The organism is Sorangium sp. So ce295 (genome assembly GCF_051527405.1).
Taxonomy (GTDB): Bacteria; Myxococcota_A; Polyangia; order Polyangiales; family Polyangiaceae; genus Sorangium; species Sorangium cellulosum_B.
This window is the reverse complement of the sequence record NZ_CP150324.1, coordinates 8,008,197-8,020,524: the sequence shown is the minus strand read 5'-3', so window position 1 is coordinate 8,020,524 and position 12,328 is coordinate 8,008,197. Positions and strand designations below refer to the sequence as shown.

The 12,328-nt window shown below is 71.1% G+C and carries 9 protein-coding genes; 3 read left to right on the top strand and 6 right to left on the bottom strand.

The features are described 5' to 3' along the window. Positions 1 to 211 precede the first annotated feature (211 nt). Complete coding sequence (locus tag WMF11_RS30285) at positions 212 to 958, top strand: TVP38/TMEM64 family protein (protein WP_437973171.1); 747 nt, start codon at positions 212 to 214, stop codon at positions 956 to 958. 643 nt (positions 959 to 1,601) lie between these two features. After that, positions 1,602 to 3,347 (top strand): glycoside hydrolase family 5 protein, encoded by a 1,746-nt coding sequence (locus WMF11_RS30280; RefSeq protein WP_437973170.1) that lies wholly within the window; start codon positions 1,602 to 1,604, stop codon positions 3,345 to 3,347. 248 nt (positions 3,348 to 3,595) lie between these two features. On the opposite strand, the gene WMF11_RS30275 is transcribed toward WMF11_RS30280, so the two are convergent. After that, the gene (locus tag WMF11_RS30275) at positions 3,596 to 5,059 is read right to left on the bottom strand and encodes a right-handed parallel beta-helix repeat-containing protein (protein ID WP_437973169.1); all 1,464 of its coding nucleotides are present in this window, start codon (positions 5,057 to 5,059) and stop codon (positions 3,596 to 3,598) included. 518 nt (positions 5,060 to 5,577) lie between these two features. Between WMF11_RS30275 and WMF11_RS30270 the strand changes: the two genes are divergently transcribed. Further along, a complete protein-coding gene (locus WMF11_RS30270; RefSeq protein ID WP_437902712.1) occupies positions 5,578 to 6,585 on the top strand; it encodes a hypothetical protein in 1,008 nt (335 codons plus the stop codon). 61 nt (positions 6,586 to 6,646) lie between these two features. Here WMF11_RS30270 and WMF11_RS30265 read toward each other — a convergent pair whose 3' ends face one another. The 5 genes from WMF11_RS30265 to WMF11_RS30245 all read right to left on the bottom strand — a co-directional run bounded on the left by WMF11_RS30265 (position 6,647) and on the right by WMF11_RS30245 (position 12,299). Further along, complete coding sequence (locus tag WMF11_RS30265) at positions 6,647 to 7,021, bottom strand: DUF4406 domain-containing protein (protein ID WP_437973168.1); 375 nt, start codon at positions 7,019 to 7,021, stop codon at positions 6,647 to 6,649. A 9-nt stretch (positions 7,022 to 7,030) separates the two neighbouring features. After that, positions 7,031 to 8,065, bottom strand: coding sequence for an aspartate-semialdehyde dehydrogenase (locus WMF11_RS30260; RefSeq protein WP_437973167.1), 1,035 nt, complete (start codon positions 8,063 to 8,065; stop codon positions 7,031 to 7,033). Positions 8,066 to 8,247: 182 nt separating this feature from the next. Continuing rightward, complete coding sequence (locus WMF11_RS30255; RefSeq protein WP_437542163.1) at positions 8,248 to 9,510, bottom strand: glucose-1-phosphate adenylyltransferase; 1,263 nt, start codon at positions 9,508 to 9,510, stop codon at positions 8,248 to 8,250. Positions 9,511 to 9,606: 96 nt separating this feature from the next. Next, positions 9,607 to 11,268, bottom strand: coding sequence for a serine hydrolase domain-containing protein (locus tag WMF11_RS30250; protein ID WP_437973166.1), 1,662 nt, complete (start codon positions 11,266 to 11,268; stop codon positions 9,607 to 9,609). Positions 11,269 to 11,471: 203 nt separating this feature from the next. Continuing rightward, on the bottom strand, positions 11,472 to 12,299 hold the full coding sequence (locus tag WMF11_RS30245; RefSeq protein WP_437902710.1) for a TIGR02452 family protein: 828 nt from the start codon (positions 12,297 to 12,299) through the stop codon (positions 11,472 to 11,474). Positions 12,300 to 12,328 lie beyond the last annotated feature (29 nt).

The window sequence follows — 12,328 nt, the reverse complement described above, 5'->3', positions numbered from 1 at the left end:
CCACGCGGGTGCCCTGAATTCGAGCCCTTCCTGCGCGCGCCGCCGCCTCCAGGGCTGTTGGATAAAGGCGACTCCCCCTGTGCGCGAACAAATCCTGAACCAGCGTCTCTTTCCCCCGAGGGCGGACCGCGTGAGGGACGTATACTCGCGCGCCGGCCGGCTCGCTCCTCCTCGCGGGGCGGCCGGCCCGTCACCGGACCTGGAGCGCTGCATGTTGCGATCGTCTGACTCGACCCCTCCGCCGGGGAGCGCCCGCCTCCCCGGCGCGGTCGCGCGCTCCCGGCGCTCCTGGCCCGGGTGGGCGGCCTTCTCTGGCCTGCTCCTGCTTGTCATCCTCGTGCCCTTCTTCCTCTTCGCCGACAGCCTCGAGGCCGCGGCGCGAAGGCTGCTCGCGGCGCCGCCTTCGCCCATTGCGACGGCGCTCGTCCTCGGCGGATTGCTCGCGGGCGATATCGTCCTGCCGGTGCCATCGAGCCTGGCGAGCACGGCGGCGGGCGGGCTGCTCGGCTTCTGGCGCGGGACGGCTGTCTCCTGGGCGGGCATGATGGTGGGCTCGGGGCTGGGTTATCTGGTCGGCGCGCGCGCGGGCGCCCCGGCCTTGCAGCGGATGGTGGGCGAGGCGGAGCTCGCGCGCCTGACGCGGGCCGCCGAGCGGCACGGCCGCTGGTTCCTGCTCCTCTTCCGCGGCGTGCCCGTGCTCGCGGAGGCGTCTCTCGTCTTCGCGGGCGCGGGCCGCATGCCCTGGCGCGCGTTCGTCACGGTGACGACCCTGGCCAACCTGGGCATCTCGGCGACCTATGCCGCGGTGGGCGCCTCGGCCGCGCGGCTCACGTCATCCCTGCTGCTGCTCGCTGGGATGGTGCTCCTGCCGGGGCTCGCGCTGCTCCTCGTGCGCCTGCCGGAGCGCTGGCGGAGACCGCGAGGGGAGGGCGAGGGCCGCGGAAGAGGAGGGGAGTAGCGTTACCCGCTCAGCCGCCGGCACGCCCGCCGCCGTCAGGATCGATGAAGGCCGGAGCGGCGCGTCGACGCGTCGACGCGCCGCGTGCCCCCGTGACAGGCATCGTGGCGAGTCGTGGTCTTTCAGCGTGCCTTTTCCATTGACGAGCTCTGCCGATGTCTCCTTTCGTCGAGTTTGACGCTGTGCGCAGGATGGATGACGCTGCGCACCTATCGAATGACGCCGCGCGCCCTGCGGGAGCGCAGGGCGCCCAGGTGGTCCGGCAAGCCATGTGCAAATCATATGCAAATTGAAAGTCAAGCGCCTCGTGGTGGTCGTCCCCTCGTGCAGCGCTCCTGCAGGATCCCGCTGGAGGAGAGCGCCTCCTGGGATCCACCCTCGTGGGAAAAGCACCGCCATATCGATATTGGGTCCCGGCATCGGAGGGTGCGTCTCGTCTTGACCCTCTGTTTGGTGGCGGGTAACATGCGAGTCCGGTTGGCAACCCGTCGGTGTTGCTTGATTGCGAATTCTGCGCAGGGTCGACTGTCGAGCGCGACCAACCGTTGATCTGGCTGAGATTGTCTTACGGACGAGCCTTGGGGGTTGTCGCTCGAAGCAGCGCGCCGTGCTCTGAATTTGTGCTTAACGAAAGAACGAACCTATGAGAATCCGAAGAAGCCATATCTTCTTGTGTTCCTTCGCCGCCCTTGCTCTGATGGGCATCGCCTGCGGTGGTGATGGATCGACCGCGGCGACCGGGGGTGGGCTGACGGGCTCCGGCGGCGCGGGCAGCGGCAACGGCAGCGGCGCGGGCAGCTCGGTGGGCAACGGCAGCGGCGCGGGCAGCTCGGTGGGCAATGGCAGCGGCGCGGGCAGCTCGGTGGGCAACGGCAGCGGCGCGGGCAGCTCGACGAGCAGCGGCGACACCAGCGGCGCCGGCGCTGGGATCCCGAGCGGCAGCGGCAGCGGCAACCCGGACGCGAAGCCGACGCCGGACACCGACGGCTCACCCACCGGGAGATTCCGCGTCAACCTCGACAACGGCCGCCTGACGCAGGACGGCACGGAGATCCAGGTTCGCGGCGGCAACTGGTTCGGGCTCGAGGGACAGGACGATCTCGAGCGCCCCGGCGCCATGGAGCTCTTCATCGGGTCGATGTGGTGGGCGAATAACAACGCCCCGCGCACGATCGCGGACACGATGAAGGAGCTCACCAGCTCCAACCTCAAGTTCAACACGATCCGGCTCCCCATCGCGCCGCAGACCCTGGTCGCCAGCCACCCGGACGGCGACTACAGCATCATGACGCCCCGGATCAAGAACAACGACCCGAAGGTCTACCCGTACGCCAACGCGTACGAGGCGCTCGAGGACTTCCTCAAGCAGGCCAGCGCGAACAATCTGAACGTCATCATCGGCATCCACTCCTGCTCGAACCACCTCGGGTGGCGCGCGGGCAGGCTCGACGACAACAAGCCCTACGTGGACAGCGATCGCGAGAACTACGATTACAAGGCGGACGACTACACCTGCCTTACGGGCGAGGACGCCTACAACTACGACAAGTGGCTCGCGGACATCCGTAAGATCGCGCAGCTGCCCAAGAAGCTCGGGATCAAGAACATCATCGGCATCGATTGCTTCAACGAGCCGTGGAAGTACAGCTGGCCCGAGTGGGCGGACATGGCCAAGGCCTGCTACGACGTCATCGCCGAGGAGAACGACGACATGATCGCGGTCGTTCAGGGCGTGTCCGGCAGCCACCAGCCCGCGGGCGCCAGCGGCCTGACGCTGGAGCCGGAGCCCCACGGCGATGAGAACCTCAACCCGAACTGGGGTGAGAACTTCTACGGACAGACGGCGTACCCGATCCAGATCCCCAGGAATCGGCTCTGCTTCTCGCCCCACACCTACGGGCCTGCAGTGTTCGTTCAGAAGCAGCACGTCGATCAGTCCAAGCCCGAGTGCGTCGGGCTCGAGGACGAGGCGGCCGCCAAGGCCGGGTGCGGGCTGGTTCTGGAACGCAGCAACGCCGATACGGTCGCGAAGCTGACAAAGCAGTGGGACGAGCACTTCGGGTTCCTGCACGACCAGAAGTTCTGCGTGATCACCGGCGAGTTCGGCGGCGTGAAGGACTGGCCGAAGAACGAGATGGACCCGGCGCTGGCCCAGCAGTGGGCGCACCTGCCTGCCGGCAAGCGCTACGACTGGGAGTGGCAGAACATGTACGTGGATTACCTCATCAAGAAGAAGATGACGGACTTCACCTACTGGTCCATCAACCCCGAGTCGGGTGATACGGGTGGTATCTACAACCACAAGTACACCGATGCGGACAAGACGGGCTGGGGCACCTGGACGGGTCTGGACACCGAGAAGGTCGAGATGCTGGCCCGCCTCAAGTAGGCCGAGCCGCTGACGAAGAAGACCGCCCGCGGGCCTTGACCCGCGGGCGGTTCTCTTTTGTGACTCCAGCCTTGTGCACCCCGCTCTACAGCGATTTCCGCCGACCTCAGCACCATGCCGAGCAGAGCGGCGGTCTCCCGCACAGGAGACGGGCCCAGATCGGCGTTTTCGGCGCGCAAGCGCACTCCGGTGCGCTGAGCACCGAAAACGTCGAGGTGGGCCCGTATCCGAAGCGGGCGACCGCCGCTCTAATTGCAGCTGTTGTTGCGGGCGTTCACCAGCATGAGATTGCGGAAGGTGCTGTTCTCGGCGCAGGGGTTCTCGTTGACCGCCGTGTCCGTGATCGTGAGGTTCTGGATCGTGATGTCCGAGGAGTTCGCGAACTCGGTGCGTGCGGCCAGGCGGATGTCGCCGCCGCCGTCGACGGTCCCGGACTCGGCGGCGATGTTCACGTTGTGGCAGTTCTCGAGCAGGATCGCGTTGTTGCCGGTGTCGGCGAGATCGATCCGGTCGATCGTGACGCCCCCGCTCTCGGACACGCAGAAGATCCCGCGCCCGCCCCCGCGGGCGATGACCTGGCCGACGTGGATGTTGGTGGGGTAGCCGCTGCCGATGCGCCCCGCGCGGTTGGCGAGCCGGAACGCCGCGTAGCCGGTGCCCGCGCCCGCGTTCACGGCGTCGACCGTCCCGACCTCGGCGTTGGTCGTGTCGTTCAGGAGGAGGCCGCATTCCCCGGTGTCGCGCGCGATGACGGTGCCGATGCGGATGTCGTCGACGCCGTAGGTCTCGACGCCGTGAGAGCTGGTCCCCTCGGCGTAGACATGGTCGATCTCGATGTTCTTCACCTTGTTGGCGCGGTCCGAGCGTCCATGGTTGTCGATGCGGACGCCGAGGCCGCTCGAGACGCGCAGCTCGACATGGCCGAGGCGCAGGTTCTCGACGTCGCGGAAGAACATGGCGTAGAGCGGGGTGCCGCTGATCGTGACGTTCGGGATCTCGATGTCGGTCCGGCCGCGCGCGTAGATGGGCGCGTTGTCGCCGGAGCCGCTGCCGGTGACCTCGATCGTGCCGCAGACGTTGAGCACGGTGTAGCTGGGCACGTTCAGCCTCGAGCTCGCGGCCACGGTCCCGGAGCCCTGGACCAGGACGCTCTGCTTGCTGGTGCGGCCGGAGCTCAAGCTGTCGAGCGCCGCCTGCATCGCGGCCCGCATGTCGCCGCCGCTGTAGACGTTGCGAGCGCCGTTCTGGGCGATCCAGTCGGAGCCGGATCGGGTCACCACGGCGTTGTATCCGCTCGTGTCTCCGTCGCACGGATACGCCGCGTCCCCCCCTCCGCTGCCGCCCGTCCCCGCCCCTCCGGCGCCGCTCCCGTCTGTGCCGGCCGCGCTGGAGCCCGCGCCTCCGCCGTCTCCGCCGGTGCTCGCCGCGCCGGGGTCCCCGCCTCCGGTGCTGCTCGTGGCGGCGGAGCCTCCCGGGCCAGCCGCGCCGGCGCCCGACGTCCCGCCGCTCGCGACGCCGCCGCCCGCGCCAGAGCCACCGCTCGCGGGCGAGCCCCCCGTCGCTGAGTTGCCGCTGGCGGGTGAGCCCCCGGTCGCCGAGCCGCCGCCGCTGCTCTCCGGGTCGCCGCCGGCGTCCGAGCCGCAGGCCGCTGCCATGAGCAATCCGATGAGTGTCGCGGGTATCGCCGAGATGGTGCGCAATCGAGTCTTCATTCCAGGCTCCGAACGGTGAAAGAGACCTCGGCGTCCCCTGGTCCGCGCTCGCGCTCGGGGCCCGGCGCCGGCCCCTGAGGGGCAGCGTCGGGCGTCGACAGGACTGCCGTCGCCACGAGGGTGTCAACGTGTGGGCAAGAGCAATCACCGCTCTCGACCGGCGACGAGTTGTTCGCGTGCGAGCGCACGATTGCAGCGCTGCGCGTCGCCGGATCGATGCTCGAGGCTTGTCCAGCCACCCCGCCGCGATGCCGCCCGAAGCCGTCGGCGAGCCGGATGGCTCGCACGAAGGATCCCCCTCTCTCGCCTCCCCGCCTCCCCGTCTCCCTGTGAATCTTCTCTTCTTCCTCTCCACCCGCCGTCGGGGCGGTTTGGGCAGCGCGCTCGCCGATCGGCGGCAGCGGCCCGCTGCCGTGTTCCGCGGCGCTCCCGGCTTGGATACGCTACTTCACGAGCTCGCCCGTCTCGTGTGTGCATCCGGGGCCGAGCGCGCTGTTCTTCGAAGCCCCGCACCCGCCATGTACCGAACCGCCGCTCCCCTGCCTCCCGAGCCGCCCCGCGAGTGGCAGCTCATCGTCGAGGCCTTCCTGTACGAGCACCTCTCCGTGCCCGAGGCATGGCTCGCGCGCGCCGGGGGCACCGTCGCGCTGCTCGTCGGCGCGCGGATGCTCGCGCCCGAGCACCACGGGGAGAACCGCGCCTGGCTGTTCGGCGATCTGCGGCGCATGGAGGGCCAGCGGCCGCCGCTCCTCGCCCCCGCCTCGTTCGGGCTGGAGCGCGTGTGCGCGCCGGGCGAGACGGAGGCCCTCCCGCGGCACGTCGCCGTGTGCCCCTGGCCCGACGCGGCGGGGATGACGCTGGCGGGCATCGCTGGCCACCTTCCGGGCTCGCGCTTCGAGGTCGGCGCGGCGGTGGAGGTCGCGGCGCAGCTCGCGCGCGTGCGCCTCGCCGTGCCGCACGCGGGCTTCACGTACGCCCGCGTCATCGTCTTCGAGAGCGGCGAGGTGCGGGTCGCGCCGCCCCTGCCGGAGACGGAGCGATCGGCCGCGCTGAGCGATTCGGGGTTCGAGTACCTCGACGACCTGGGGATCAGGGGCTCCCAGCTCCATGACCCCAAGGACCTCGATCCGGCCGTCGGCGTCGCGTCGGCGCTCTTCGAGCTCGTCGCCGGCTTCGGCGAGGCGGGCGGCGTGGCGAAGCGCCAGTTCCTCCACGCCGCGGTCACGGCGCCGCCCGCGCACCCGCTGCCGTCGGACTTCGGCGTGCGCAGCCGCGAGGTCGACGCCCTCGTCGCGCGGGGCACGTCGGGCGACGCGTCGCTCCCCGAGCTCGCGCAGGCGCTCGCGGCGCTCAGCCAGGCGCTCGACGGCCCAGCCGCGCTCGGTCGCGCGGTGCGCGCGAGCGTCGCCGCGGCCGCGCCCTCGCCGCCCCACCGGCAGACGTGGGATGGAAAGCGTATTTACATGCTCTTCCCCGACGTGCAGGCGCTCCCTGTCGGCGCAGGCTGGCCGGGGCCCGAGCCCTGAAGAGACCGCGCCGCCGCGGCGTCTCGTGCGCCTCTCACGTGCCTCTCGTGCGGCGCCGCGGCTAACCGCAGCCCGGCACCTCGTCGAAGCCGAAGAAGACCTGCTTGCCCATGGAGCGGGACAGCTCGACCATCTCGTCGGCTCCCTTGGAGGGGCCGCCGATCCGCAGGCAAGCGTCGCAGCGCGCGACGAGCCGGCGGGCGACGGGATGGAAGATCTCGTTGAAGATCTCGTCGCCGATCTGCCGCGACCCGGCGTGCTCGATGAGCGGCAGCGCGAACCATTCGCCGAGGACGGGGAGGTGGCCCGCCCGGAAGAGGCGCACGGCCATGTCGTTCATCGCGCGAACGTTGGCCGCGATCAGGACCGGATCATCCCCCGTGCCGGAGCGATAGGGCCCGGCGACGAGGATCATGAGGGGCTCGGTGGGTTGCATCGTCTGCCGTCAGGGGGCCTGCAGGTCGCGATCGGCGCTCGGGAACCAGCGCGTCGCGGCGCGGACCGCGTTGGTGGCCGCGCCGAGCCGAAGGTTGTCCCCGACCACGGTCAGGCACACGCTCTTCCGGTCGCGGTCCCGGTGATCGGGGCGGATCCGCCCGACCAGCGCGAGGTCTCGGTCCTGCACGCAGTGGAGCGCGCTCAGGCCCTCGCCGGCGGCGCCGGGCAGGTGCTTCACGAAGGGCGACTTCGCCGGATCGCTCAGGATGCCCGCGACCCGCTCGAGATCCACGGGGCGATCGAACGTGACCCACGCGTTCTCGTAGTGGCCGACCGCGACGCCGACCCGGCAGCACTGCGCGGAGACGCCGAGCTCCGGCATGCTCAGGATCTTGCGGCTCTCGAAGATGAGCTTCCGCTCTTCCGAGGAGAAGCCGCTCTCGTCGGTGCCGCCGTTGTGCGGGACGGTGTTGCCGGCGTAGCCCGACGCCTTGAACGGCAGGCCCAGGCGATCGAGGGCCTGGAAGCCGTCGCGCGCGTCCGCGAGGAACGAGTCCAGGGCGGCGATGCCGGCGCCGCTGACCGCCTGGTACGTGCTCACCGTGACCTCGCTCAGCCCGAACTCCCGGCGCAGGGGCGAGAGCGCGAGCATCAGCGGGATGGTCGTGCAGTTCGGGTTGGCCACGAGCCGGACCGAGTCGTCGACGATGCTCGAGTTCACCCCGGCGACGACGAGCGGCACCTTCGGGTCGGCGCGGTACGTGTTGCTCTTGTCGATCACGCGGTACCCGAGCTCCACGAGCCGCGGGACGTACCGCTTGCTGTGATCGTCATCCAGCGCCACGAACGCGAGGTCTCCGCGGGGGGCGTCCTGCGCCTCGAGGCGCGACGCACTGAGCACCTCGTACGACTTGCCGTCGAGGGTGAGCTCCTGGTCCCGGCTCGCGAACAGGGCGAGCGTCGCGCCGGGCCAGGCCCGCGCGATGAGGGTGATGGTTTCGCGGCCGACAAGGCCCGTGGCGCCGAGGATGCAGATTCGCATAAGGGCGCTCTTTACCAGACCGGGGCCCAGCCGACGAGGGGCGAGTGGCCGGGCGCCGCGGCGGCGTTCTGCCTAGCTACCTTGCCTGGCCTAGCCTGGCCTAGCCTGGCCTAGCCGCGCGAGCGCCCCTTCCGCCCGCGCGCCAGCCGCCGTCCCCTCGGCGGCCGGGGCGCGGCCCGCGCTCAGATGACCGTGCCCGGCGGGACGACGGCGTTCTTCGGGACGACCACGATGCCCTCCCGGGCCGCGTAGTACGGGGCGTCGGTGTCCGGCCGGTCGGGGATGTTGCGGATCACCACCCCGTCGCCGATGCGCGCGTTCTTGTCGATGATCGCGCCGTCGATCGTGCACCCCCGGCCGATGCCGATGGGCGGCAGACCCCTCGTGCTCTCGGGGCCGTGGGCCTGGAACAGCGACTCGTAGTCCGCGCCCATCATGACCGTGTTCGACATGGAGACGTGGGGCCCGATGGAGGAGAGCTGCCCGACGACCGACCTCGAGATCTTCGACTCGATGATCCGGCTCCCCTCGGCGAGGAGCACCTGGTCGAGGACCGAGCCGGCGGTGACGTGGGCCGGGGGGAAGAACTGCGGGCGCGTGTAGATCGGCCGCTGCGGGTCGTAGAACGAGAACGGAGGATCGGAGTCGGTGAGCGCGAGGCTGGCCTCGTAGTAGCTGCGGATCGTGCCGATGTCCTCCCAGTAGCCGTCGAACGTGTAGGTCATCATCCGGTGGGTGTCGAGCGCCCGGGGGAGGATGTGGCTGCCGAAGTCGGAGGCGTTGTCGTGCTCGAGCATCTCGTAGAGCGCCTTCGCGCTGAAGATGTAGACGCCCATCGAGGCGAGCCACGGGTTCGCCGGATCGGGCAGCTGCCGCACGCTGTCGAGCAGCTTCATGTCCTTCGGCTTCTCGACGAACTTGACCACTCGCCCGGTGTCGTCGGTGTCCACGATGCCGAGGCGCGACACCTCGGCCGTCGGGACGGGGCGGACGGCGAGCGTGACGTCGGCCCGGGTCTCGCGGTGGTGCTCGAGGAAGGGCTCGTAGTCCATGCGGTAGAGGTGATCGCCCGAGAGGATCATGACGTCCCGCGGGTTCGGCGATTTCACCTCGACGAGCTGCTTGCGGACGGCGTCGGCGGTGCCCTGGTACCAGTCGCTGTGGGTCGGCGTCTGCTCGGCCGCGAGGATCTGCACCGCGCCGGCGGAGAAGACGTCGAATCGGTATGTCTGCGTGATGTGGTTGTGGAGCGAGACCGAGTTGAACTGCGTGAGGATGTGGATGCGGTTGAAGCCCGAGTTGAGGCAGTTGCTGATCGGGATGTCGACCAGCCGGTACTTGCCGCCGGTCGGGACGGCTGGCTTCGAGCGCAGCTTGGTGAGCGGGTAGAGGCGGCTTCCTACGCCTCCGCCGAGGATCAAAACCACCACGTCGTTGTGCTTCAAGCGGGTCTCCGCGATGTGAGGGGGACGGTTCGACGCCCGGGACGATGGGCGCGGTTACACTAGCAGGAGTGGCGAACCCACCGGGCTGCAGATCGCTCAGCGGCAGCGGGCTGGGCGGTCGCTCGGGCCGGGGGCTTCCCGGGCGATCGCCCCGGTCTGCTCCTCCACGCTGAGCGACGTGATCCGCGCGTCCGGCGAGGTGTCGACACGCACGGCCACCGAGAGCGCGCCGCGCTCGCAGCGCAGGCCGAAGCGCGCCGCCGTGGCGCTCTCCACGACGGCGGAGCCGTCGAGCGCGCACGCCCCGACCCGCGCGCCGGCGTCGCGCAGCGCCTTTCGCAGGGAGGCGAGGTGAGCCTCCGGGAACCAGCCGGGCCTGAGCCTGCGATCGAGCGCCCCCGTGCGCGCGCGGCCGATGACCGAGGCGACGGCCTGGGCGGCGCGGCGCACGGGCGGGGAGGGCGGGACGACGCGCGCCTCCATGGCGCCGGTCGCCGCGAGCCGGCCGAGCACGTCCGCGTTGAGCGACTCGAGATCGGCGCCGGCGACGTTGGCGAGCGCGACGACGCCGACGCCCCGCTGCGGGAGGAGCGTCACCGACGCGGAGAAGCCGTCGATCAGGCCGTTGTGGAAGACCATGTGGCCGAGATCGCAGTCCTCGCGCACGTGCCAGCCGAGCCCGGGGCCGTCGTCGTCGCCGGCGGCCGGGAACGCCGAGCCGTTGCGCGCCATCAGGTGCGACTCGCGCACCGTGCTCCGCCGCAGGGCCCCCGTCTCGGGCGCGTCGCGCGCGGGCCAGGCGGCGAGCTCGAACCCGACGAAGCGACCCATGTCGGCGAGGCTCGCGTAGAGCCCCGCGGTCGCCTCGGAGGCCCCGAGCCGCCAGGGCTGGATCGGCGCCACAACGCCGCCGTCGACGCCGCGCGCGTGGGGCGAGGCGAGCGCGCCGGGCGGCACCTGCGACGGGTCCCAGGCGGCGTCGCGCATGCCGAGCGGCCCGAGCACCGCGTCGCTCATGTAGCGCCGGTACGGCACGCCGGCGGCGCGCGCGACGACCAGCCCGAGGAGCGAATAGCCGAGGTTCGAGTAGGAGGTCGCGGTGCCCGGCGCGCTCTCGAGCCCGAAGCCGTCGAGCGTGGCCAGGATCTCGCGCTCGGTGACGTCGCGCGACGTCGACGCGGGGGGAAACACGCCGAGCCGCGGCAGGCCGGAGCTGTGCGTGAGCAGGTCGCGGACCGTGATCTGCCGCGCGTCGCGCGTCGGGTAGACGACGCCGGTGAGCGCCGGCAGGTAGCGCGCCGCCGGGGCGTCGATCGACAGCCGCCCTTCGTCGCGGAGCCGGAGTATCGCCGCCGCGGTCAGCGGCTTGGTGACGGAGCCGACGCGGAAGCGCGTGTGCTCGTCGACCGCTCCGCCCGCCGCGGCGTCCCGCACGCCGAGCACCGCCTGGATCGCGAGCTCGTCGTCGATGACGACGCCGAGCGCGAGCGCCGGCGAGCGCTCCCTCTCCGCGGCGCGCCGCGCGAGCGCCTGCACGTCGGCCGCTGCCGCGCGGAGCTTCCGCCCGCGCTCCGGATCGGGGAAGCGCGGCGTCGGCACGGGCTCGCTGGCGAAGCGCTGGTCGAGCGGCGCCGCGGCCCCCTGCGCGACGGCCCGCGGCGCGGGCGCGGGCGATGCGCACCCGCAGAGGAGCAGGGGTGACGCGGAGAAGACGGCCGCGGCGAGGAGCGCGGCGAGCCTGTCGTCGATCGTCCTCAAGTCCGAGCCATGACTCTCGCTCTTCGATCGCGACCCGACAATTGGAAACGGACCCGGTGGAAGGGGTCAGTCCTCGATTGTAGCGGTGGAGGTAGGCGGGGAGCGCGACGTCCGCGCAGCTCCGGGGTGGGGATCCCACGGTGTGATCCGCGCGGGGCCGTGACGGCGCGCGCGGGATCGGAGGCGCCGGCGGCAGTGCGCGCTTACGCCTGCGCGAACCGCTCCTGGAAGGCCCGGTAGTTCGGCCGATCGGCGCCCCGGTCGTACACAGCGAACACCACGCGCGAGAACGCGCCGCGGAAGCGCGGGCGCGCGAGGCACCGGGCGAAGACGTCGGCGACCTCGCGCGGATCGTTGCGGAAGACGCCGCACCCCCACGCCCCGAGGACAAGGCACCGGTGCCCGTGCGCGCCCGCCGCCGCGAGCACCATGTCCGCGCGGCGCTCCAGGGCGGCCCGGATCTCCTGGTCCGTGACGTCGTCGCGCTGGAACGCCTCGCCGGCGTTCGGCGCCGGCGCCGTGATGAGCGACAGCGCGAACGGCCGGTCGAGGAGGGCGTGCTGCTCGTCGCGGAAGAACGGCACGTCCGGCGAGTAGATGATGTGGTCGGTATAGAGAAAGCTCCCGCAGGCGCGGTTCTGGTCGTAATACTCGCGCTGCTCGACGAGCGACGCGTACAGCGCCGAGCACCTGGCGAGGTCCTCCTCCTGGGCCTTGGCCCCGCGCAGGAACCCGCCCCCGGGGTTCTTGGCGGAAGCGAAGTTGAGGGCCATGACGCGGGCCTGGCCCTCCTGCTCGATGAGCCGCCGCCCCGCCGCCCCCGTGGTCTCGCCGGTGACCTCGATCGCCGCCGGGCCGTCGAGGCGCTCCTTCGGCTCCCAGGCGTCGAGTGATCCGGGCCGGTAAAGCACGGTGCCCTTCACCGCGGCGAGCACGCGGTCGCGGATGCGAACGGTCGCGCCCGAGGGCGCGATGTACTCGCCGCGACTCGCGATCTGCACGGTCTCTGCGGCGATGCTGGTCAGCTTCATGCGCTCAAGGATTGGCGAGCCGCGGCCGC

Bases quoted from the DNA above. Each gene is read 5' to 3' on its own strand.
- WMF11_RS30285 (WP_437973171.1), top strand. From the start codon at position 212: ATGTTGCGATCGTCTGACTCGACCCCTCCGCCGGGGAGCGCCCGCCTC.
- WMF11_RS30280 (WP_437973170.1), top strand. From the start codon at position 1,602: ATGAGAATCCGAAGAAGCCATATCTTCTTGTGTTCCTTCGCCGCCCTT.
- WMF11_RS30275 (WP_437973169.1), bottom strand. From the start codon at position 5,059: ATGAAGACTCGATTGCGCACCATCTCGGCGATACCCGCGACACTCATC.
- WMF11_RS30270 (WP_437902712.1), top strand. From the start codon at position 5,578: ATGTACCGAACCGCCGCTCCCCTGCCTCCCGAGCCGCCCCGCGAGTGG.
- WMF11_RS30265 (WP_437973168.1), bottom strand. From the start codon at position 7,021: ATGCAACCCACCGAGCCCCTCATGATCCTCGTCGCCGGGCCCTATCGC.
- WMF11_RS30260 (WP_437973167.1), bottom strand. From the start codon at position 8,065: ATGCGAATCTGCATCCTCGGCGCCACGGGCCTTGTCGGCCGCGAAACC.
- WMF11_RS30245 (WP_437902710.1), bottom strand. From the start codon at position 12,299: ATGAAGCTGACCAGCATCGCCGCAGAGACCGTGCAGATCGCGAGTCGC.